The sequence below is a fragment of the Flavobacterium olei genome, assembly GCF_039749035.1.
GTDB lineage: Bacteria > Bacteroidota > Bacteroidia > Flavobacteriales > Flavobacteriaceae > Flavobacterium > Flavobacterium olei.
This window is the reverse complement of record NZ_JBDKWC010000002.1, coordinates 369,794-395,580: the sequence shown is the minus strand read 5'-3', so window position 1 is coordinate 395,580 and position 25,787 is coordinate 369,794. Positions and strand designations below refer to the sequence as shown.

General features: G+C 34.7%; 12 protein-coding genes. 3 read left to right on the top strand and 9 right to left on the bottom strand.

Translation table 11 applies throughout. The annotated features are described in order from the left end of the window. Positions 1-69: 69 nt before the first annotated feature. The 7 genes from ABEB31_RS05615 to ABEB31_RS05585 form a co-directional block, all read right to left on the bottom strand. A complete protein-coding gene (locus tag ABEB31_RS05615) occupies positions 70-1,524 on the bottom strand; it encodes a glycoside hydrolase family 30 protein (RefSeq protein WP_347050372.1) in 1,455 nt (484 codons plus the stop codon). Between the two features lie 141 nt (positions 1,525-1,665). Next, positions 1,666-2,541, bottom strand: a complete 876-nt coding sequence (locus ABEB31_RS05610; protein ID WP_347050371.1) for a PKD domain-containing protein — start codon at positions 2,539-2,541, stop codon at positions 1,666-1,668. Between the two features lie 33 nt (positions 2,542-2,574). Further along, complete coding sequence (locus tag ABEB31_RS05605) at positions 2,575-4,083, bottom strand: RagB/SusD family nutrient uptake outer membrane protein (RefSeq protein ID WP_347050370.1); 1,509 nt, start codon at positions 4,081-4,083, stop codon at positions 2,575-2,577. 12 nt (positions 4,084-4,095) lie between these two features. Further along, the gene (locus ABEB31_RS05600) at positions 4,096-7,206 is read right to left on the bottom strand and encodes a SusC/RagA family TonB-linked outer membrane protein (protein WP_347050369.1); all 3,111 of its coding nucleotides are present in this window, start codon (positions 7,204-7,206) and stop codon (positions 4,096-4,098) included. 1,172 nt (positions 7,207-8,378) lie between these two features. Then, positions 8,379-9,167 carry a hypothetical protein gene (locus tag ABEB31_RS05595; RefSeq protein WP_347050368.1) on the bottom strand — a complete coding sequence of 263 codons (789 nt, stop codon included), beginning with the start codon at positions 9,165-9,167 and terminating at the stop codon, positions 8,379-8,381. Between the two features lie 27 nt (positions 9,168-9,194). Then, positions 9,195-10,901 carry a RagB/SusD family nutrient uptake outer membrane protein gene (locus tag ABEB31_RS05590; protein ID WP_347050367.1) on the bottom strand — a complete coding sequence of 569 codons (1,707 nt, stop codon included), beginning with the start codon at positions 10,899-10,901 and terminating at the stop codon, positions 9,195-9,197. A 17-nt stretch (positions 10,902-10,918) separates the two neighbouring features. After that, the gene (locus ABEB31_RS05585; protein WP_347050366.1) at positions 10,919-14,137 is read right to left on the bottom strand and encodes a SusC/RagA family TonB-linked outer membrane protein; all 3,219 of its coding nucleotides are present in this window, start codon (positions 14,135-14,137) and stop codon (positions 10,919-10,921) included. 344 nt (positions 14,138-14,481) lie between these two features. On the opposite strand from ABEB31_RS05585, the gene ABEB31_RS05580 reads away from it, so the two are divergent. Next, positions 14,482-17,361, top strand: a complete 2,880-nt coding sequence (locus tag ABEB31_RS05580; RefSeq protein ID WP_347050365.1) for a helix-turn-helix and ligand-binding sensor domain-containing protein — start codon at positions 14,482-14,484, stop codon at positions 17,359-17,361. A gap of 31 nt (positions 17,362-17,392) precedes the next feature. Here ABEB31_RS05580 and ABEB31_RS05575 read toward each other — a convergent pair whose 3' ends face one another. Together ABEB31_RS05575 and gldJ are read right to left on the bottom strand one after the other, a co-directional pair. After that, positions 17,393-18,679: a UDP-N-acetylmuramoyl-tripeptide--D-alanyl-D-alanine ligase gene (locus tag ABEB31_RS05575; RefSeq protein WP_347050364.1), complete on the bottom strand. Its 1,287-nt coding sequence runs from the start codon at positions 18,677-18,679 to the stop codon at positions 17,393-17,395. A gap of 118 nt (positions 18,680-18,797) precedes the next feature. After that, positions 18,798-20,483 carry a gliding motility lipoprotein GldJ gene (gene gldJ / locus ABEB31_RS05570; RefSeq protein ID WP_347050766.1) on the bottom strand — a complete coding sequence of 562 codons (1,686 nt, stop codon included), beginning with the start codon at positions 20,481-20,483 and terminating at the stop codon, positions 18,798-18,800. 214 nt (positions 20,484-20,697) lie between these two features. Between gldJ and porU the strand changes: the two genes are divergently transcribed. Beyond that, a complete protein-coding gene (gene porU, locus ABEB31_RS05565) occupies positions 20,698-24,534 on the top strand; it encodes a type IX secretion system sortase PorU (RefSeq protein WP_347050363.1) in 3,837 nt (1,278 codons plus the stop codon). Between the two features lie 40 nt (positions 24,535-24,574). Further along, complete coding sequence (gene porV / locus ABEB31_RS05560; RefSeq protein ID WP_347050362.1) at positions 24,575-25,780, top strand: type IX secretion system outer membrane channel protein PorV; 1,206 nt, start codon at positions 24,575-24,577, stop codon at positions 25,778-25,780. Positions 25,781-25,787 lie beyond the last annotated feature (7 nt).

The following is a 25,787-nucleotide window of genomic DNA, read 5'->3' as shown; positions in this document are numbered from 1 at the left end:
TTTAAATTACAAGTAAGAAAAGACTAATACGGATGATTCATATTAGTCCTCTTACTTAACTACAAAATATTAATAAACAAGTGTTTGTATAGCATGAGGCGGTATTTTAACCTCTGCTTTTTCAGCTCCGATAATTAAATTATAAGTCAACTCATTTGCCGATTGGTTCATTACAATAGTTGCCATTGTTCCGTCGGTATTCAAAAATGATGTGCTTAATAATGCGCTTCTGCTCACAGCAGTACTGATTCTTTTGGCATTGAGTCTAATGAACTTTGAAAAATGTCCTATGTAATAATAAGATGGAGTATAAATTAATTCTCCACTTTTCGTATCTGCATGAATGGGTGCAAAACAGAAATTTCCAACATGATTTGGGCCTCCATTCTGATCTAAAAGAATATTCCAGTCTGTCCATGCCACGGTTCCGTTGTTAAAATCGTTTATCATATTGAGCCCATAACGTTCTCCGTTTGCCCATAATTGAAATTTTGAGGCATCAAATTTTTCAACACATCCCTCGGTAAACATTAATTTTTTATCCGGATATGCTTCATTTACTTTTGCTACGTTATCAAACATTGCCGCACCGCCAGACCAGGTTTCATACCAGTGAAATCCCATTCCCCAAACATATTTAGACGCTTCAGGGTCAGAGTAAATTACATTGGCGCGGTAATTCATTAAATCCCGATTGTGATCCCAGACAATAATTTTTTTATCGCCTAAGTTTTCTTTTTTGAATGTTGGTCCTAAATAATTTTTAATAAAATCTCTTTCAGCTTCAGCTGTATAAATGCAGGATTCCCAGGTTTGAACCGCCATTGGCTCATTTTGCGTAGAAGTTCCCCAAATCGGAATTCCTTCTTTTTCATAAGCCTTAATAAATTTTACATAAAAATTTGCCCAGGTTTGATAGTATTCCGGCAAGAGCGTTCCCCCTTTGAGGATGTTATTATTGCTTTTCATAAAAGCATTTGGTGACCACGGAGCAACATAAGTTGTCAATTTTCCACCTGCTTTCTGTATGGCTTGTTTTATTAAAGGAATACGATATTGTTTGTCATGTTCTATAGAAAAGGTTTTCAGTTCTTTATCTCCTTCTTTGATATAAGAATAGCTTTCACTGCTAAAATCAGAACTTTGAATTGTGGTTCTTAGCAAAGAATAGCCAATACCCTTTTGTTGATCGTAGTAAGCATTTAAAAATTCTGCCTGCTTTTCTTTAGAAAGTTTAGCAAATATCTCGGCACTCGCATCTGTAATGGCGCCTCCGATTCCCATAAAAGTCTGGAACTGTTTTGCGGGCTGCACAAAAACCGAAGTTTCTGTTTCCAAAGGTTGTTTTGCAACAGAAAAACTTAAATGATCTGTAGTTGATATTCTCAACTTAGAATTTTCTGCAGTGGTATAAACAGTTATCTTTTTACCATTGGTTGTAAATTCTTTTTTTGCTTTTGGCTGTTGTGCAAATGCGGCAGCAGAAAACAAAATGCATAAAATTTTTAGACTATTTTTTTTCATTGGCTTCCCATTTTATCTTTTTAGAAATTGAAGTTTTGGAGAATCTAAAACTGATTTTCATCTTGTAAAGAATTTAAAAAATAGCCCATACTCATAACGATTATGGGCTATTTACAACCAAACTTAAACTTAAACTTATTTTTATTTACCTCTTAATTCAATTTTGGAAACTGTAATTCCGTCTTTAGTAAATGTATTACCTCCTGAACGAATTAGTAAATAGATTTTTCCTGATTCAGAAAATTTAACAACGTTTGAAACTGAACCGGTTGCATCATTTTTTACACATCCAACTCCAGATAATCTTCCTGAGAATTTTTCTTTTGCGCAACCGTCCCAAGTACTTAGTCCCATTACTTTATTGTCCTTATATTCTACTCCGGGCTGAGGAAATGATTTACCAGCGTAAACTTCAAGCCATGATTCGTCAGAACCGCTCGGACTGGAAACTGTCATATCAATTGTATATTCTCTGTCTTTTACAACATCAATGGCCTGATAAATTCCTTCTTGTGCCCAACCTCCCGGGGAATGAATTGTAGCACTGTTGTTAGCAAAAGACCAAAAAGCGGCACCAGTTGGACTTAAATTTAAAACAGTCCATTTTGCCTGATCAGCCGGAGTTGCAAAAGTTCCACCCTGAACAAGATTTCCCTTTGCCGGATCTGTCTGTGCTACAACAATTTGCTGAGATGTTGTTCCTGTTGCGGCTCCTGCTCCAAATGCTGTATGCGTTACTGTGTAAGTACCTGCATCAGGTAATGAAATAACCTGTTGCATTTTTCCTGTAAAAACACCATCTCCAAGATCCCATTTTGATAAGATAACTCCTGTTGGCTGTGCCGATAAAAGATAAGTATTCATAGCTCCTTCTACAGGAGTTATAGTAAATGATGCATCAACATTGGAGGCGACTAGAGGATTACCATTCACTTCATCATCGCAACTATTTAGTGTTCCTAATGCTAAAACAAGCATTAGGTATACACTTCTTCTGAAATTTATATTTAGGTTCATATATTAGGTTTTTGGTTATTTAGTGGAATTACTTTATTGATAATTAGGATTTTGTTTCAATTTAGTACCATTTAATTCTGTATATGGAATTGGAAAAATTTCATCTGTTCCGGCATCAAAACCTCTATCAGATAATGCAGCACTTGCATCGCCCCATCTTACCAAGTCAAAGAATCTGTGCCCTTCTCCCGCTAATTCTAGTCTTCTTTCATTTTTAATGGCTGCTAATGTTACAGGAACCGAAGGCAAACCAACTCTTGCTCTAACAGCATCAAGTAAAGCTTGAGCTCTTGCTCCCGATCCTAAAGCTTCTGCTTCCATTAAGTAAGTATCAGCAAGTCTAATGATGTAGGAATTTTGTCTGTAGTTTAACTCAGCGTTACCTCCACCTGTACTAACATCTGACTGTCTTGGTAAATATTTATTCAAAAAGTAACCTGTATCCTGATAAGCAGGGATGTAATCTGCTTTTCCAGCAGCTTTTAATGCTTTTAAGTCAAGAATTGTAGCTCCAAATCTTGGATCATTCTTCATTACATCATATAATTTTTCAGTTACAACGTTAAATGCCCATCCTGCAGGAAGATTTGGTGCATCAGAATTTGCCGGTCTTGAATATCCTCTAGGTCCAACCATTTGATTTAATGAGTTTCCTTCATCTCTTCCGGATCCCCAAAAACTCCAATCAGAATTACCTGCACTTGTGTGAGATACTTCTAAAAGTGACTCTGCATTAAATTTATTGGTAGTTACCCATAAATCACTAAAGTTTGGCAGCAATTTATTTCCATATTGATTTGTTGCTCCCGGAGTACCGTTTACTTCTGCTAAAACTGCTGCAGCCTGAGCATTTTTACCTTCAAATAAATATACTTTGCCTAAGATTGCCTGAGCCGTTCCTTTGTTAAATCTTCCAGATTCAGTTTTCGCATCAATTGTATTAGGCAAAGATGGAATTGCTTCTAACAAATCCTTTTCGATTTGTGCATAAATAACATCCGGAGTTACTTGTTCAGGAGTATAAATTGTTTCTGTCGTCAATGGAGTTAAAACCAAAGGAATGTTTTTGAACAATCTTACTAAATTGAAATAGTAAAGTGCACGTAAAGCTTTAGTTTCTGCAGCAAATCTACTTCTCACAGCATCGTTCATTGACGCAGCCGGCAATTTCGATAACAGGATATTCGCTCTTGAAATTCCTTGATAATGGTCGTTCCAAAAACTACCTGGAATACTTATAGAAGTTAAGGAATGTGTAGAGAAATTCTGAATTCCATTTCCATCTGTCGCACTACCGCCACCGGCATAAAAATCATCAGAACCTGCGTTTAACATTGCTACCAGATTTTCGAAACCACTAGTGTTTTTTCTTATCGGATCATAAGTTCCAACTAATGCAGCATAGCATTGTTGTTCGTTAGCAAAATACGTTTCCGTATCAAATTTCCCTTCTGGATTTATGTTTACGAAATCTTCTGAACACGATCCCAGAACCGCAAATGCAATTGCGATAGATATATATTTAAATTTTATAGTCTTCATAATTCTTTAATGTTAAAATTGAACGTTTGCTCCGAACAAAATAGATCTTGCTTGTGGATAAACTCCTTTATCTACACCGTAAACCTGACCTCCAATTTCAGGATCATATCCTGTATATTTTGTAAATGTGATTAAGTTTTCTCCTGTTAGGTAGAAACGAACCTTATCTGCACCTATTTTAGATGATAAATTACTTGGCATTGTATATCCAAGAGTAACTACTTTTAATCGTAAGTAGTTTCCGTTTTCAAGATAAAAATCAGACATGTTACTGAAATTCTTATTCGGATCATTATTTGTCAATCTAGGATAGTCATTTGAAGTACCTTCCCCAACCCATCTGTCAAGTGCCTTTGTCTGGTAATTTGCATTTAAAATATCAAGTCTTCTTAAACCCTGGAATATTTTACTTCCTGCAGATCCTTGAGTAAACGCCATAAAGTCAAAGTTTTTATAATCTAAGTTTAATGTCAAACCAAAAGTGTATTTTGGTAAGTTTGTTCCTAAAAACTGTTTATCATCATCTGTTATTGCACCATCTCCATTTGTATCAGTCCAACGGAAATCTCCAGGTTTAGCATTTGGCTGAATTAAACCTCCTGCAGCATTTTTGTATGCAGCAACATCTGCTTCATTTTGAAAAATACCCGCTGTTTTGAAACCATAAAACTCATTAAATGAATGACCAACCTGTGTTCTTGTTACAGGTCCCATAGATTGGAAGCTGGCGTCTCCAACAATAAAGTTAGTAGATGATCCTACGTAAGTAATTTCATTTTTGAGGTAAGCTACGTTTCCATTAACTCCCAGATTAAATTCTCCAAGTCTCTTTTTATAACCAAGTTCCAATTCAAAACCAGTATTATTCATATCTGCAATATTTGCAGAAGGTGCATCAACAACTCCTACGTAGCCAGGAATAACAATGTTTCTTAAAATTCCAGTAGTTTTCTTTTTGTAATAATCTGCAACAAAAGTAAAATCATTAAAAAGTTTAGCATCAAGACCTATGGTAGTCTGAGAAGTTTCTTCCCATCCTAAATTTGAATTTGGTAAAGTTGAGTTCCCATAACCAGTTGTAATAGTACCATCATTTCCAACAGAATAGTTATATCCTCCAACAACTAAAGCTCTGTATTTGAAATCATCAATATTATCATTACCAACAACTCCGTATCCTCCACGTATTTTCAAAGTATTAACTATATTGTTTTCTTTCCAAAATCCCTCTTTTGAGATTACCCAACCTAAAGAGAATGATGGAAAAACTCCCCATTTTTTATCTTCTCCAAAACGCGTTGATCCATCACGACGAACTATACCTGTAAAAAGATATTTCTCCATGTAGTCATAGTTAGCACGTAAGAACAAAGATGATAATTTATGTTCTGTAAAATCACTTGCTCTGTTTACTCTGTCTGTTTGAGGAATATCAAAATTAAAGGAAGCATCTTTATAACTGGTTATTGGCAATCCAAACATAGAAACTCCAATAGATCCTCCGATGTTTTCAACATATGCACCTTGACCCGCAAGAATGTTTACACTATGATCTCCGAATTTATTAGAATAAGTCAAAATGTTCTCAAGAGTCCATGCAAATGATTTATTATTATTTTGGCTATAGTTATTTTTATCCACTTTAGCATTTGGATTTAAGAAAAATACAGGAGTAAATCCCTGATCTCCCCAATAAGCCAGCTTTCCGCCAAGTGTAGTTCTAAATTTTAAATGGCTTGTGATATTAGCTTCTAAGTAAGCATTTCCAACGAAGTCATCTGACCAGTTAAAACCTCCTAATCTTGTCTGAATATAACCAAGGGGATTTGTCATTTCTTGTTGTACTAAAGAAGAAATTCCGTAAGGGTTTCCATTTGCATCTCTAACGGCGTTTGGATTGGTATAATATCCACTATTAGCTACAGTCGGATCTGTAACAACAAGTGGTGTAAGAGGATCCAAATTAATCGCAGAACTTAAAGGTCCACCAAATTCACTGTTTACATTTCCAATACCTGTAGATTTTTGATGCGTGTAGCCAAAAGTCTGTCCAAAAGTGAAATAATCAGAAATTTTATGTGTTGAGTTTAAACGGAAGTTTTTCTTCGCGTACTTGGAGATATCAGTAGCAACAATTCCTTCCTGATCCTGAATTCCAAAAGAAGCATAGAAAGTAGATTTTTCCCCCCCGCCACTAATGCTTAATTCGTGTGTATATCTAAAAGCTGAGTCATTAAAGATCGCATCCTGCCAATCTGTTCCTTTACCATAAGATGACGGATTAGCATATTTTATTGCACCACCATCAGCAATAGATTTTTCGTTCATAATAGTTGCATACTGAGTCGCATTCAACATATCTAATTTTTTAGCTGGACCAGAAATTCCGGCAAAACCATTATAATTAACCGAAAGTTTTCCAGATTTTCCTTTTTTAGTTGTAACTAAAATAACTCCCGTGGCAGCACGTGTTCCATAAATTGCTGCAGAAGCCGCATCTTTAAGAACCTCGATAGATTCAATATCGCTTTGATTAATAAAGCCTATTGCATTTGCATCTACAGCTATACCATCTACAACCCATAAAGGATCATTTCCACCTTCTCTAAAAGTAGTTATACCTCTAATACGCACTTTAGAATTAGAACCTGGCTGTCCAGAAGTAGCTGCAACAGAAACCCCTGCTACTCTACCTTGTAAAGATTGCTCCACGCGTCCGTTTGGAACTTTTTCAAGGTCAGCCGATCGTACACTAGAAATAGCTCCAGTTACAACAGATTTCTTTTGAGTACCGTATCCTACAACAACCACCTCATTTAACGATTGCGATTCAGGTTTTAACTGAATTGAGATCTTAGTTCTACCATTGACAGCTTCATTTACTGTACTGTAACCTATAAATGTAACTGTTAATGTTCCGTTTGAAGGTACCTGAATCTGGAAATTACCATCAAAATCTGATGCAGTTGATTTAGTTGTACCTTTTAATAAGACAGTTGCGCCTGGAACAGGCATTCCACTTTCATCGTTTATTATTCCATTTACTGTGACATCCTGCGCCATAGCAATAACCGAGAATAACAGAGATGAAATACAAAAAACAAGTAATTTTGTTAATTTCATTTTTCTAAAAATTTTGGTTAATTAATTAGTAATTTGATGCAATACTAATACTAAAATTTTACTTTTCACATTTAAAAATTATTACAAAAACACATCAAAATAAAAAATTTAATATTATAAAAACACATCAAAAAAAAGTTAATATATTGATTTACAAGATATATATAAAATAAATTATAATACTAAAGAAAAGTTAATTTTGGAAATAAACACTACATATTGTTAAAGTGACCACAACTATACAAAAGTTGGCTGAACTACAACGTGATAGTTGAAATTCAAGATAGTATTACTACTTATTACAAACATTATCAGCTACTTACCGTCACAAATCGAATTTTATCCAATAATAGCTATAATGATAATTTTACAATACTTTTTTTACATTATTAATATTTCATATTATCGGCAGAAAATTCTTAAAAAAATATTTATAGTAATAATAATCTGACTTTTTTTATTATTTTCAGAATAATTATGAATGCTATTTAAAGTAAAATGAAAATTTTAATGTCAAATAATATGTTTTGGATTGGAACAGTTCTTCAAGAAGTTATTATAGAACTTATATAAAATCTAACATAATACTAAAAGAGATTTAGGAGGTGGAATTCTATTTAATTCACTACGTTTATTCAAAAAAGTACTCTGCAAACAATTAGGAGATCTTAAATTTGAGCCAATAAGAAGGATTCTGGCAATGTTTCTGTCACTTGTATCAAAATGTCTTCAAAAAAAGGAGATTATTATGTACTACCTGATCAGCACATGCTAGTGCAATTTTAATAACAGCACATTATAATGGAGAATTTGTGGATTTGATCGGAATCATTTAATCCCTTCTATAAGAAGCAATTGATTTTGCATTATTAATGGTATAAAATGACTTGGCTTACTATACAATCAATTATATAAATATATAGCAGCTAAAGATTTATAATATAGAAGTCTTTAAAATGATCTTAAACTGAAACAATCTATTTATTAGATTATTTCCTTTATAACAAAAAAATAGCCCATAATCGAAATTATGGGCTACCCAGGCAATAAACTTAACTTAAACTAACCATAGTTTAAATCTTCTAATACTTCACTTTTTAATGAAGCAGAATGTTTGAAATCGAAAAAGAAAGTTTTGAAGCTTCCTTTTTCGATATAACTAACATGAAATTTTATTCAGGTTTGAATACGAATGTCCAACCAGTACTGTTTGCTTCATTTTTACTTAAATAAAGCACCATTCTTGTTTCTGTAAGTTCAACAATGGTGTAAACTCCATCTTTATTACCTGCAGCGTAACCTAACATTTTAGAACCTGTAATAATAAGTTTCTTGTTTGCAATATCCAATACAAAACTTCCTTTTTCGCCAGCAGCAGTAGGAGTTTCGTAGTGTGTAAAGTTGGCAGCACCATTCAGATCAAAATGCATTTTACCAGTTGCATCACTAGGAGCACAACAATCTCCGGCGTTCCACCAGGCTGTCATAGCGCTATCAGGATTACCGTCCGGAGACATAAACCACCAAAATCTTCCAGAACCCTGCGAACCATCAAAAACCCAGGTTTTACCTGTGTTAGTATTGGTACTAACTAAATCATACCAATCCTGATCTAAAGCTGTGTCAAGTCTGTCAACCTGTACATCTATTGTCTTAGTAAAAAACTCGCCACCCAATGTTCCGTTGAAAGTAAAAGTTGATTTTCCCGGAATAGGATAAACAACGGTCACTTCATTGGTTAAAGCTTTTCCCAAATTGTAATCCCAATAACCTGTAACTCCGGGACTTTTCATGCTCAAAGTAATCTTATTTCCTCCTGCAGGACTTTGTGTTGCTACTAATTCAACTCCCGCAACATCAGTGCTGTTAGTTAAATGCTGTTCGTCTACTATCGGGTCGCAGGCCGAAAAGACAAGCATAAATGCAGCAATTAATAAATATTTTATATTATGAATTTTCATCTTTTCTAATTATTAAGTTATTAAATATTACCAACCCGGATTTTGATTATACACCCCATTTAATAGTCTCATTTCTGTTTCCGGAATTGGCACTAATCCTTTAGTTTCAGGTCTGTATTTAACACTGTAATTGGCATCAACACCAGAATTCCTAACCTGAATTACATCGTTAAATGCAGTATCAACATCGCCCCAACGAACAAGATCGAACCAGTGTAGTCCTTCAAAAGCAAGTTCATGCAAACGCTCCTCTTTTATAGCTTCCAGCGAGTATCCAACCGGTGCAAGTTTTGCTCTTGCTCTTACCGTATTTAAACCGTCTGCTGTTTTAGTAATTTCAGAATGCATTAGCAATACATCAGCAAAACGCATGAGGATAAAATCCTGAGCGTGCATTAATTGCATATCTGTGTTAGCCCAGCCATACATTTGAACAAACATACCAACATTTGAACCTGTACCATTGTCGTGCTGAAGTGAAGTGTATTTCTTATTGAAAAAGCCTGTCTCGTGATCTCCTTTATCTTTAACATAACCGGCAGTTCCCTGATCTGCTCTTCCAACTTCAATGATAGAACCTCTTTTTCTAGGATCAAGATCTGACCAACCTGAATATAATTTCGGGTTAACCGTACACCATCCCCAGCCTTCACCAAACGGAGCTTGTGAGTTACCACGCATTGAGTTAAACAACGCAAGTCTATTTGTATAAATGTTACCATTAGTCCATCCCCAGTCTCCAAAAGAAAATCTTTGTACAAACATACTTTCTGAGTTTCCAGTCCCAAATGTTGGCGCAAGACCATCTTGTCCTACCCAAGACAAACCTTCAGTTGCAGCCCATGGCAGTACGTTATTTCCAGCACTTTTATTCACATAAGAATATGGCCAAAGATTTCTAAAATCTGAAACTAATTTATGTCCGCTATTAGTAACGCAATCATTTAAATAAGCAGCTACTTGAGTAGCAGTTAAAGCACCTCCATCAACTAGCGGTAAATCTGCAGTTGCTTGTTTTTCGATATTCGTCATGTAGCCAGTGTAAAATAAGAACACACGTCCTAAATAAGCCTCGGCCACCCATTTATTTGCATGTCCATAACTCGAAGTAGGAATACTCGTAATTGGTGTCGCTGGCATAGTCTCAATCGCCATTTTTAAATCTGAAGCAATATGAGCAAAAGTTTCAGTATAAGTAGCTCTGGCCACATATCTGTCGGCATCATACGTCATGATAAGCGGAACGCCTCCAAAAAACTTCGCCAATCTAAAATAGAAGAAAGCTCTCATAAAATAGGCTTCTCCAACGGCTTGTTTTTTAAATTCTTCAGCTTCTGCCGGAGTATTGAAGTACTTTGAGAAATCTGCTAAGGAACCTTTTTCGATAATAGCATTTGCTCTTGAAATCCCATTATAAGATTGTCTCCACATATCGCGGTAAGTATCTTCTGCCGGATCCTCAAAATTATCTACCCATTTTGCAGATTTATCATCTGGCCCACCGCCACCAAACATCATGTTATCCATAAGATTGGCTGCTACTTGTTCTTCACTGTGAACATTTGTTGTATATATGGCATTATAAACCCCGGCCATGGCTTCGTTTATATCCGTAGGCGATTTATAATAGCTATCTAAACTTTTTTCTGAAAGATTCTCGGTATCCAGGTATTCATCGCAGCTTGAAGCGACAAAAATTGCTGAAATTGCTATAAGAAATTGTATTTTTTTCATTGTGAGTGTTATTAATATTAAAAATCTGCACTAAATCCAAACATCACTGTTCTGGCTTGCGGATACAAACCAAGATCTATTCCTGAAGCCCAACTTGCATCGTGTCCAAATCGAACCTCCGGATCCATTCCATCATATTTAGTAAAAGTGTATAGGTTATTTACCGCAACGTAAAACTTCAGATTAGAAATAAACTTAATATCTTTTAATATTTCATTAAAATTATAACCTACTGTTAAATTGTTAATTCTCAAATAATCAGCATTATGCATGTAGATGTCTGAAATGTAATTTGAGTTTCTGTTTGATACATTACTCAAACGCGGCATTTTGTTTGAAGTTCCTTCACCATGCCAACGGTCAAACACATCAGATGTATAATTTTGTTTTGGGTTATCGGCAAAAGATCTGTATGACTGCATAATTTGCATTCCATATTTTCCTGCCATTGTGGTATTCAGGTAAACATTTTTGTATTCGAAATTTAATTGAATACCTAATTGGAAGTCAGGATTTGGATTTCCTAGATATACTTTATCTGCTTCGTCAATTACACCATCATTATTCTGATCCACAAAACGAACATCTCCTGGACGCTGATCATTAAAATAAGGCTGTCCGGAAGGACCAACATAAGCATCAACTTCCTGCTGATTTTGCAAAATCCCTGCAGTTTTAAAACCAAAGAATACCCCAATTGGCTGTCCCACTACTGCTCTAGAAACCTCACTGGTTCCCTGAGACAATACGTGACTTGGTCCATGAATAATACCGTCAGCATTTGCTACTCTCGTAACTTTGTTTTTGTTGGCAGCACCACTTAAAGTAACACCATATTTAAAATCTCCTATTTTATCTTTCCAGCTTAAAGAAACTTCAAATCCTTTGTTCTCAATATCTCCACCATTGATAAATGGAGCTCCAGCACCGGCAGTTCCCGGAAGTGCGGCTTCTACCAGCCAGTCTTTAGTCGTTTTGTTGTACCAGTCAAATGTTATTCCTAATCTTGAATCAAACAAACTTGCATCCAATCCAAAGTCTAACTGCTCAGAAGTTTCCCATCCAACACCCGGATTCGGAACTCTTGCAGGATAAGAGGTTGTTCCTGAAACAGGTTTGGTATCTCCAAAAAAGTATCCTGGAAAAGCATAAGCTATACTAGATGAATAGTAGAAATTATTAATAGATTGATTTCCATTTTGTCCCCAGCTTCCTCTCAGCTTCAAGAAATTAAGCCATTTTGAAGAACCAGCCATAAAATCTTCTTTTGTAACAACCCAACCGGCAGATACTGAAGGGAAATTACCATATCTGTTACCGCTTCCAAAATTAGAAGATCCATCACGACGTATTACCGCAGAAAGAAGATATTTCTCTTTATAATCGTATTGCGCTCTTGCGAAATAAGACATTAAACCTCCTCCGCCAGCTGCCCAGTCAAAACCAGTGGTATTAATGTCTGCTATCGAAGTAGGACTTTTGGTATTGTTTAGATATGCATATTTTGGATCATTCGGAAATGTTAAACCATTTCTAGAACCATATACATTTGTATTCACAACATTTTGAAGTAATTCTGTACCTATAACTGCACTAACATTATGATTGCCAAATTGTTTCGAATATGAAACAGTATTTGTCCATGTTGAGTTAGCTCCCAGATATTGAGATTGGGTAGCACCATCAATTGCATCATTATACAAAAGACCTAAATGATACGTAGGATTCATAGATCTGCTGTATCCAAACCAGGAATCTATACCGTAAACAGATTTAATTTTAAGACTTGATAGTGGTTCTATTTCTACAAAAGCATTTCCTGTAATTTTATAATCTTTTGGATAATTATAGTTACTTCTGTAGTACAATACCGCTAATGGATTTGTATGTCCGGTAGACAATCCATCCAAAGTGGGTGTAAAACCATACTCGTTTATGTTTCTGTCAATTGCAGTCTGCCAGTATGCAGGTTGTAATGGATTTTGTGTAAGCGCGTTATGCAAATCATTACCATAAATGTTTCCATTCGAAACGCCTCTGTTTTGAGTACTTGTAAAAGTTATATTCTCGCCAACAGTTATTATACTATGGCTTTCATTCTTTTTTAAAACCATTGTAGTATTTACTCTCGCAGTTAATCTTTTAAATCCAGCATCAACGATATTTCCACCAATAATACCATCCTGATCAAAATATGAAAGTCCTAACGAATAAGTAATATCTTCACTTCCTCCTGTTATATTAAGCGCATGACTTACAACCGGAGCATCTTTTTTAGACATTTCATTCACCCAGTTAGTTCCTTTCCAGCCACTTTGCAGCTTGTCCCAAATTTCATCACCTAATTGCGTTCCGGCACCAGGATAATTATTTTCTAACCAGGTATTGTTAGTCAGAATTGCATGCCAGTCATTTGGGGCAAGTCCGTCATTTACTCTTCCTTCATCCATAATATACATATATTCCTGTGCGTTTAAAGGGTCCAGGTTTTTATACGTATTTTGAATTCCATAGTAAGAATCATAACTAATTCTTGCAGGTTTTCCTTTGCGCCCTTTAACTGTTGTTACTAAAACAACTCCATTTGCTGCTCTTGAACCATAGATAGCAGCAGAAGCAGCATCTTTAAGAACATCAATAGATTCAATGTCTGAAGGGTTTAAATAATCAATATTTCCCACCGTAACCCCATCTACAATGTATAATGGGTCAGAGTTACCAACAGTTCCTAATCCACGAATTGTAACTTTTGTACCAGCACCCGGCGCACCACTGTTTCTTGTAATACTAATACCTGGTGCAATACCCTGGAGTGCTTCCATTGCAGATCCGGTGTTTAATTCCTGTAACGTTTCTCCCTTGAAGTTTGAAGAAGCACCTGTAATTAAAGCTTTCTTTTGAGTACCGTATCCAATTACAACAACCTCATTTAAGCTTTGAGATACTGCTTTTAAGGAAACATTTAATTTTGTTCGTCCGTTTATCATTTCATTGGCTGTTTCAAAACCAACGAAACTAACGGTTAAAGTACCATTTGAAGGAGCGGTAATCTGAAATTTGCCATCAAAATCAGAAGCGGTCGCTTTATTTGTTCCTTTAACTAAAATCGTAGCCCCTGGGACGGGTAATCCACTTTCGTCATTAATGATTCCATTGATCGTTACATCCTGAGCAAATGCGACAAATGAAAACAGTAAAGACGAAACACAAAAAATAAGTAATTTTGTCAATTTCATTTTTCTAAAAATTTTGGTTAATTAATTAGTAATTCAATGCAATTATAATGTTAAATTTTAATAAGCTGAATTTAAAATTCCCTACAAAAACACTTCAAACTATTTTTTATTACACTACAAAAACACAACATTTTTAGTATAATTATTTAATTTTCTATATTTTAGCTTTAGTAAAAATTTGTTATAAAAATGTTAATTAAAAAAAACGTATATTACATTAATTTAACAACAACTATTACGTTATATATTAAAAATAATTGAACAAATGATATCTATCACAATTGATAAATCAACAATGTAAAGCCATTATTACGCATTTCTAATAAAAATACATTTAAAATTTTATGAAATCCATAGTTACATCTTTTACTATTTTTTTAGTATTTTTCACACAAACAGTCAGTTTTTCACAAGTAAAAAATATTGGAATACCGGACATAAAAAATTATAAAAGATCAGAATACAAAGGCGGAACCCAAAACTGGAGTATCGATCAGGACAAAAATGGAAATATATATTTTGCAAACAATAGCGGTCTAATACAATTTGACGGATCCAACTGGCACAAATATTCATTACCAAACAAATCTGAGATAAGAAGCCTAAAAATTGATGCGCAGGGAAGAATATTTGTGGGAGGTAATAATGAATTCGGATATTTTAAGATCAATGATAAAGGAATACTAAAATACCATTCGTTATATAACTTACTAAGTCCGATTGACAAGGAAAATATTAATCTAATTTGGAGAATTCATATTTTTAATGGAGAGGTGATTTTTCAGTCTTTTAGTAAAGTATTTTTTCTTAAAAATAAGAAAGTCACTACTTTAACGGCACCGCATAAATTTCAATTTTCATTTCTGGTTAATAACCGCCTTTATTTTCAGGACAAAACTTTAGGTGTTCTGGAGTATAAAAACAGAAAACTTACGGCAATAAAAGGAACAACAGTCTTCAATGACAAAGAAATATGGTCGCTGTTTCCTTTATCTGCAAACAAACTTTTATACGCTACTTTAGAAAAAGGTCTATTTGTTTCAGAAAACGGAATTATCAAGCCATGGGCTACAGAAGCGAATGAGTTTATCAAAAAAAACACTTCTCTGGGAGGATCTATTATTAAAAATAAATTTATAATCTTAAATTCTGTACTAGACGGGGCCATTATTTGCGATTTGAACGGGAAAATAATACAACATTTAAATCGACAAAAAGGAATTCAGAACAATACTATTCTGGCTTCATTTGTGGATAACAAAAATAATATCTGGCTGGGACTGGATAACGGAATTACCTTTATAAATGAAAATTCTCCTTTCTCTTATTTCGATTATAGTTATAATATAGGAACAGTGTATGCTTCCACAACTTATAAGGGAAATTTGTATGTTGCTACCAATCAGGGCTTATTTTACCACTCTTGGGGCCAATCGTTTAAGGATAGTCCCTTTACACGCGTTGAAGGAACAATTTCACAAGTTTGGAACATTCAGGTGATTAATGATGTCTTGATTTGCGCAAGTAATAGCGGAGCCTTAATTATACAAAATAACAAAGTATCCAAGATACTTGATCAAAAGGGATATTTTGGATTCAAAAAAATTCCCGGTCATGAAAACTTTATCATTGGCGAAAGCTATAACGGCTTTTCCGTTTTTAAAAAATCCGGCACCGGATACGACTACCTTCATCAGGTAAAAGGGTTTGATGAAACTACAAATAACTTCTCTGTAGAAATCGATGAAAATTATTTGTGGCTGAAAAAAAATCCCTTTCTATATCAGGTAAAATTATCCGAGGATTTACAGCGATTCGATTTTATAAAGAAACACGTCAATATATCCGAAAAACTAAAAGGAATTAATAGTATCCAGAATATCAATAATAAGGTTTATTTTCAGGTCAAAAATCACTTTTTCAGATATTCTGTAGAGCAGGAAGCCTTTTTCGAAGATAAGAAAATAACAAATTTATTTAAAGGGATTCCAACAATTAATACCTTAATCGAAGATTCATCAGGAAATTTATGGTATGCCTTTAACGAATCGCTGGGCGTTTTTGTAAAAAACAAAAACGGCTCTTTTGTCAAAAAACAAGCTATTTTCTCAAACCTCACAGGGAATTTGGTCAACAATTATATTTCTGTAAACGCTATTGATCCTCAAAACATTTTCATCGGATTAACAGATCGTCTTGCACATTACAATTCGACTACGCCAAATACTTTTATGACCAAACCAAAGGCATTTGTAGAAAGCTTTTCTTTTCCGGGAGATACTATTTTAACTGGAAATCTGACTACTAAAGAACAATCCTTTAGTATACCTTATAAATATAACCGTGTGAAATTTACGTTTGCCTCACCTACATACGAAAATCAGGAAAATGTAATGTATTCCTATAAGCTTGAGCCTTTTGAAGAAAACTGGCGGGGATGGTCTTCGACAGCGATAAAAGAATATACCAATTTAAGAGAGGGAAATTATGTAATGAAACTAAAAGCCAGAAATAGTTATGGCATCGAATCTAACATTACTGAAGTTGCATTTACGGTATCACCACCCTGGTACAGACATTTCTTAGCGTATCTGTTTTATTTGATTTTAATTTTACTGGGCGCTTATTTGATCTCTGTCAGAATTAAATTAAAAATCAGAAAAAACAGGTATTACGAAACTATAGAGCAAAGAAGATTATACCTGGAAAAGGAATCGAAAATCAGACATGAACAACATGATCTGGAGAAAGAAATCGAAAAACTAAAAAATGACAAACTTCAAATTAAAATCTTAGCAAAAGATAAAGAATTAGTTAATAACTCGTTACAGGTTGTAAAAAAGAACAAAGTTTTAAACGGAATTATTCATAAACTTAAAGATATCGACACCAGCATATTAGATGAAAATTCAAAATCTGAGTTTAGCAAATTACATAAGAGTATTGTAAAAGAAGTAAATACAGACAAAAGCTGGAAAGACCTCGAAAAGCACATTAAAAATGTTCACTTTGAATTTTTAAAACGTCTTAAAGGACAATATCCTACTATATCTCCCAGAGAATTAGATTTGTCAACCTATTTATTAATGAATATGTCTACAAAAGAAATTGCCGAAATTATGAATATTTCGACTGGCGGAGTTGAACTTGCCCGTTATCGTCTGAGAAAAAAATTAGGATTAAACAAAAAAGAGAATCTTATTGGATTTCTAATGAGTATTTAAAAAAAAGCCATTCGTAATGAATGGCTTTTTTTTATGAAATATATTCTAAAGTACGTTCCAGAGCCATCCCCCTCGAACCTTTAATTAAAATGGTACTTCCATTGAATTTAAAAGTTTTCAGATAGTCAGCAAAAGCATCAAATGTTTCGAAGAACTTTACATTTTCGCTGGCTGTACGATTCGTATAAAATGATTTTCCAATTAAAAAACACAAAGCTTTATCCTGATCATTTAGATTATCAACAATAACTTTATGTTCGTTTAAACTTTCGTCTCCCAGCTCGAACATATCTCCCAGAATCATGATCTTATTCTCTTTGTCCAACTGGAGAAAATTGGTAATTGCAACTGCCATACTACTCGGATTAGCATTGTAGGCATCTAATATAATCTCATTTGATCCTTTTTGCATCATTTGAGATCTGTTGTTGGCCGGAATATAATTTTCTATAGCACTTTTTATATCGCTTTCGTCTACTTCAAAATACTTTCCTATTGCTACCGCCGCGTTAATATTATTGGCGTTGTAAAGTCCGATTAAATGAGACTCAACTTCAAAATTATTATAGTGAATTGCTACAAACGGATTAGCTGTAATTTCTTTAATATTTAAATCTGCACTTTCTGTATTAACCCCAAATGTATATGCTTTTATTCCGTTAGATTTTTCAATCTGGATTGGGTCCTGCAGATTTACAAAGACCATTTTCTGGTTTGCAGCCAAATATTTATACATCTCGCTTTTACCGGCAATCACACCTTCAACACCACCAAAACCTTCTAAATGTGCTTTTCCGAAATTGGTGATATATCCAAAATCAGGTTGTGCGATTTCACATAAAAATTCAATTTCTTTTTGATGGTTTGCACCCATTTCCACAATTCCGATTTCAGTTTCTTTTGAAAAGGAAAGCAAAGTTAGAGGCACACCAATATGATTGTTTAGATTACCAATAGTAGCTTTGGTTTTAAACTTTTTTGCCAATACCACGTTAATCAGCTCTTTGGTCGTTGTCTTTCCGTTACTGCCTGTTAATGCAACTATCGGAAGTCCTAAATAGTTTCGGTGAAATTTTGCCAATTCCTGAAGTGTCTGCAAACTGTCTTCGACCAGGATCGTTCTGTCATCAATAAAATAAGATTTATTGTCGATAACAACAAATAAAGCACCTAAATCCAGAGCTTCTCTGGCAAAGGTATTCGCGTCAAAATTTTCTCCTTTAATGGCAAAAAACATAGAATTCTTTTCAATTTTTCTTGTGTCAATTGAAAGAGAACTGCATTGTAAAAACAAGTTATGAATGTCCTGAATATTCATCTGTAATTTTTTAAATAAGTCATAAAAATAGAAAAAAAACAATAAAAAAATTCCAAATTCCAAACTGAATATTCAGCTTATGGAATTTGGAATTTTTTATTGTTAGAATTCCTAAATATTAGTTTCTAGGAGATTTTCTTTTTTCAGATTTTGAACCTACTCTGGACATTGCACATCTGAAACCAATGTAATCAGTTGCCATATCCTGAGGGAAGTATCTTCTTTGAGCAGGATCTAACCAGTAAGCTCTGTCTCTCCATGAACCTCCTTTGTAAACTCTTACATTATCATCAATTAATGTAGTACGCTTACTAGAGTTATCAAATTTTCTAACCATTTTACCTAAACTGTCAGTCGTAACATTATGTTTAGGAGAGTTGTACATTTCCTGATCAGCTTTTTCGCCTGACTCAGAATCACCAAAATCAAAATATCTTGAAGATTGTTTATCACCATCTCTGTAATTGATGTTGTTACTTGTACTGAAATTTGTTCTCAAATAAGTTTCATTTTCATCAACTGGAACCTGAGCAATTTCTCCCGGTAAATTTGTAGCAACTTTTTTACCATTACTTAAAGTTTTGTATTGAATACTATCTTTAGTAACGATTACAATTTTTCCGTCTTTACCAATTTTATTCTTAAGATATTGATTTCCTCTATAGTAGTTAAAATCATTTCCTTCGTTATCAATTATAGGTCTGTAAACGTCGGCAACCCATTCTGCAACGTTTCCTGCCATATCATATAGACCGAAATCGTTTGGAGCATAGCTTTTCACAGCATTTGTAATATCAGCACCGTCATCAGACCAACCTGCAATTCCACCGTAATCACCGTTTCCTTGTTTAAAGTTAGCCAATTGATCTCCTCTGTTTTTACGTTTGCTAGAACGCGTATAATCTCCGGACCAAGGGTATTTCTTTTGTCCTTTGTAAATATTATATTCTCTTTGTCCAACATCTGCTGCAGCAGCATATTCCCATTCTGCTTCAGTTGGAAGTCTGTATTCTGGTAAAATAATTCCAGAAGAACGTTGTGCATACACATTTTTCTCTTCCGGTACTACACCGTCTTTACCTGCTTTAGGTCTTTTTCCTCCAGGATTCTTTTTTAATACAATTTCTTCACTACCACCACGTGCAGTACTAGGAGACATTAAGTATCCTTCTGTATTAAATGCATTGTCAGCACTAACATCATTGGTTTTAGCTCCTTTTTGAAGGTAACCGTTTTTCTCAAGAACAGCTTCATTTACACGGTCTGTTCTCCATTTACTAAATTCAACTGCCTGAATCCAGTTTACACCAACCACAGGGTAGTTAGCATAAGACGGGTGTCTTAAATAGTTGTTAGTCATCGTTTCGTTATATCCTAAACGATTTCTCCAAACTAATGTATCAGGCGATGCACCTTCGTAAATATTTTTGTAATTTTCTTCTGTTGGAGGGAAAACTTTCTTTAACCACTCCAGGTATTCTAAGTACATACCGTTTGTAACTTCGGTTTCATCCATATAGAATGATTGAACGTGTTGTTGAGTTGGTGTGTTATTCCAATCATGCATAACATCATCCTGTACTTTACCCATAGTAAACGTACCTCCTTCAACAAAAACCAAACCAGGACCAGCCTGTTGTTTTTTTCCTGCGTTTCTGGCAGCAGTTCCATTCTGACTGTCTACATCCCAACCAGTGGCTCTGGAAGCGTGAGAGGAACTCGATTTTTTGCTACAACTAGCCGTGCCCAACATCAATACCATTGACATCATTAACTGCAAGACTACAATTTTGTTTACTTTCATACTCATTCTTAGGTGATAAATTTAGGTGCTGCAATATAATAATTAACATTTAATTAGCAACATCTGTTCTAATAATTTTATTTAGCTGTTTTTTTACCAGAAAATAACCTTTAGTTACGAACGCAAAAATATACTTTTTATTATTTACTGTAACATGAAATACTATATTTTTACTTACTATATTTTTTTTAAATAAAACCCGTATTTTTGAGTGATGAAACAAGCTTTATTTCTTTATCTTTTTTTACTCCCAATTATCTCATTTTCCCAGATAAATGGGAGCATTACAATAAATTGGCAAGATAAAAAAGAGATGAATTACGGGGAAAACAAAATGATAATTCCGCACTTTACAGGAAGCAGTTTTCGCTTTGACGGCACAAAAAAAAGCATAACACTGCTCCAGAATTTAAACCAGCAAGGCATTTCAAACGGCAGCTCAGTCCAAATTACCAACCCAATTTACGAGTCTGTTTCGAGAACAGATTTAGGAGATTTGGCTATTGAAAACATACCTCAAAATCTAAATGCATCGCTGATTATTACCAACTCGAGAGATTTAAAGCACACATTTCTGTTTTTAAACCCGATTGTAAAGGATGGAAATGGCTACAAACGTCTTACATCATTTTCTTACTATATTAGTAATTCTTCTGCAAGAAGCTCAAACCCTTCTACTTATCAAAAACCAGCTGCAATTGCAAATTCTGTTTTAGCATCGGGAGATTGGTATAGATTTTACATTGAGAAGTCTGGTGTATATAAAATAAATAAATCATTTCTACAAAGTTTAGGCTTAGATGCCTCTAAAGCTGATCCTCGAAGAATAAAAATCTATGGAAATGGCGGAAGAATGCTTCCTCTGGCCAACAACACCTATTATCCTGAAGATTTAACCGAGAATGCCATTCAGGTTATTGGCGAAAACGATGGCATTTTCAATAACGAAGACTATATACTTTTTTACGCAGAAGGTACAGAGAACTGGAACTCCGAAAGCCAGACTAATTTAAATCTATTCGACAACAAGTCCTATTATTATGTAACCTTTTCAGGAAACGAAGGAAAACGTATTGCAAACCTAAATCAACCAATCGGAATTGCGGGTTTAGAACTGAACACGTTTGATGACTATCAATTTCATGAAATCGATCAAACCAACATTGTTCATCTGGGTCGGCAGTGGCTGGGAGAATCATTTGATATTAATCAGGAACAGGAATTTTCATTTAACTTTCCAAATCTTGACACCACCATTCCTGTAAAAGTCGAAGTTAGCGCGGCATCGGCATCGTTTACAAACACATCATTTGCGATTTCATCGAATGGACAAAATATCGGATCAATAAGCTTTCCTCCCCTTTCTACAGATTCAGAAACCAAATATTACACCGGAAAACTGCCTGCAAACACAACTTTTACCGGATCAGATAATATTAAAATAAAACTTACCTATAATAATAATGGCGTTCCCGGATCTAAAGGATATCTGGATTACATTAATATAGTGGCAAAGCGAAAACTTACCGGAACCGGAAAGCAATTTTTATTTCAATATAATAATGCCGGTTCGACCGCAGGAATTGTCAATTATACTATTACAAATGCAGCTGCTATAAATCAAATTTGGGATGTTACAGACCTATATAATATATCAAAAGTTGAAAATGCCAGTCAGGCTTCTTTTAGTTTTAAAGCAAACCTCGGTGAAATTAGAAAATACATTGCAATAGATCCTGCCGATTATTATATTCCTTTAAAGGAAAATCAGTCCAAAATTGCGAATCAAAATTTAAAAGGCACCATTTTCAGAAACAATCAAAATGCTTTTCAGGATATAGATTATGTAATTGTTACACCAAAATCGCTGTCTTCTCAGGCAGAAAGATTAGCAACTTTTCACAGGACAGTTTCCAATTTAAATGTAAAAGTAATTTCATTAGAAAATATCTATCAGGAATTTTCATCGGGGAAACAAGATATTGCCGCGATTAGAAATTGTATTAAATACATCTATGACAATGCATCTTCGCCAGATAAAAAAATCCGTTATTTAAATTTATTCGGTGATGCTTCTTACGATTATAAAGACCGCGTTACCAACAACAGTAATATTGTACCTATATATCAATCTCTCATTAGCAGTAGTGTCGGAGAAGCTGGATTTGCTTCTGATGACTTTTTCGGATTTATGGATCTTGATGAAGGAGTTGTTATACCTTACTCTGGCGGAATAGACATTGCGGTTGGAAGAATGTTGGTTGCTGACAATGCGCAGGCACAGGAAATGGTCAACAAAGTAATGGACTATTATGATGCAAAATCGTATGGCAACTGGAGAAACAATGTGGTCCTGATTAGTGACGATTCTGATAAAAATGGCGATCAGACGCTGCAATCGAATCAAAATGCACTTGCTGATCAAATCTCAGCAGAAAAACCTTTTTTTAATATCGAAAAAATATTTCTCGATTCGTATACCCAGGAAGCTTCTGCCGGAGGAGCAAGATATCCGAAAGCCAGAACTGATTTTTTCAATGCTTTTGAAAAAGGCGCTTTAGTCTTTAATTATTTAGGACATGGCGGCGAGGACGGATTGGCCAGTGAGCGAATTTGGGAGAAATCAGACAGTCAGAATTTAAACAATCAATATAAATATCCCTTATTTATAACGATCACTTGTGAGTTTTCCCGCTTTGATGACCCAACAAGACCAACTGCGGGAGAATATATTTACTGGAACCCAAAAGGAGGAGCTATTTCAATGTTAACTACAATTCGCGAAATAGGTCAGACCAATGCAGAAGATTTCAACAAAACTTTAAATAAAAACCTTTTATCGTATGGCTCCAACCAATATAACACGATAGCAGAATGCTTAAGAATTTCTAAAAACGAAAATCCCAGCTCTGCAAGTAATGTCGTTTTTTATATCGGAGATCCTGCTTTGATGCTGGCAATTCCGAAACCCCGAATTAATTTAACTAAAGTGAACGACATTGTGATCTCACAGGCTATTCCGGATTTAAAATCGTTATCAAAAATTAAAATTTCAGGAGAAATCACAGATGAAAACAATTCTATTTTAAGTAATTATAACGGAGAATTGGCTACTGCTATTTTTGACAAAATGATTACGAATACCACTTTAAATAATGATGGCTTTAGTCCTCCAATGCAATTTAAAACTTTAGGAGAAACTATTTTCAGAGGAAATGCTTCGGTTACCAACGGGCAGTTTGAATTTAGCTTTGTTGTTCCGAGAGACATCAGAATTCCTGTCGACAACGGAAGAATTAGTTTTTATTCGAAAAAAAATGAAGTATTAGAGAACCAGACCGGTTATAATACTACGATTAAAATTGGCGGAATAAATGAAAATGCTCCTCAGGACAATATAAGTCCAAAAGTGAAGTTATATATGAACGACGAAACTTTTGTATCCGGGGGCATTACAAATGAATCTCCGTTTCTTTTGGCGTTTTTAGAAGACGAAAACGGAATTAATACAGCAAGCGGAATCGGTCATGATATTGTAGCGATTTTAGATGGCGATGTAAGTAATCCTTATATTTTGAACGATTATTATCAGACAAAATTAGACGATTACACTAATGGAAATCTTCGTTTTCCGCTTAGAAGCTTAGCTCCCGGATTGCATACTATAAGTTTTACAGCCTGGGATGTCTACAACAATCCCGTTACAAGTGAGATTCAGTTTACAGTTGTAGGAGATGATTCATTATCATTGTCTCACGTTCTTAATTATCCAAACCCTTTTTCTACTTATACGCAATTTTGGTTTTCACATAATAAACCGTACGAAGCATTGGACGTACAGGTGCAAGTTATGACCATTACAGGAAAAGTGGTATGGACCAAAAATCAGACAATAACAACAGAAGGTTTTTTATCCAGAGACATTACATGGGATGGAAGAGATGATTTTGGAGACAGAATCGGAAAAGGAGTGTATATTTACAAACTGACTGTAAAGTCTAATTTAACAAATAAAAAAGCAGAAAAATACGAAAAGCTTGTCATCCTATAATATTAATTATATTTGCACCACCAAAACATTAGTCCCATAAATGAAAAAACTATCACTTTTACTAATTTGTTTTTTTGCTGTTTTTAGCACGAAAGCCCAGGAATCAAGACCAATTGTTACAGGAGTTCCCTTTTTATTAGTAGCTGCAGATGCCAGAGCAGCAGGTTTAGCCGATCAGGGTGTCGCTACTTCAGCAGACGTCTTCTCTCAACAATGGAATCCCGCAAAATATGCATTCTCAGAAGATGCGCAAGGGCTTTCTATTAGTTACACCCCTTATTTAACAGACCTTGCAAACGACATTTCATTAGGTCAGTTAACCTACTACAACAAAATCAACGAAAAAAGTGCTTTTGCAGCAAGTTTTCGTTATTTCGGTTTTGGAGGAATTGAATTAAGATATACCGGAGATCCAAATGAAGCCGTTAGAGAAGTTAATCCAAATGAATTTGCTCTGGACGGATCTTACTCATTAAAATTAAGCGAAAAATTCTCTATGGCAGTTGCCGGGCGCTTTATCAATTCAAATTTAAAAGTGGCTTCAGAAGAAGTAGATGCTTCATCGGCCAGTTCTTTTGCTGTTGATGTTGCTGCTTTTTATCAATCAGAAGAAATCGCTTATCAGGATTTCAACGGTAGATGGAGAGCCGGAATTAATTTCCAGAATATGGGTCCGAAAATAAGTTATGATAATGATGATGTAAGCTCCAACTTCCTGCCGGCCAACTTAAGATTAGGTGGCGGATTTGATTTTATTTTTGATGATTATAACAAATTAACTTTAAGTGCTGAAATCACTAAACTTTTAGTGCCAACACCTCCGGGTACAGGAACTGCAATAGATAGTAACGGAGATGGTGACTTCGACGATCCTGAAGACATATCCCAACAGGAAGCTACGAATATTGGATATAGAGATTACAATGATATAGGCTGGTTTCAGGGGATCTTTAAATCTTTCGGAGATGCTCCGGGAGGATTCAGCGAAGAAATAAAAGAAGTGACTTACAGTGTGGCTGCAGAATATATGTATCAGGATTCCTTTGCAATGCGTTTAGGATATTATCATGAGAGCCCTGAAAAAGGAGCAAAACAATTTTTCTCTTTAGGAGCAGGATTTAAATACAACATTATGAAAATTGATGTTTCTTATTTATTCTCGGCATCAAAAATCAAAAATCCGCTTGAAAACACACTTCGTTTCTCTTTAACATTTAACTTTGGAGACAAATACGAGACTTATTAACAGATTA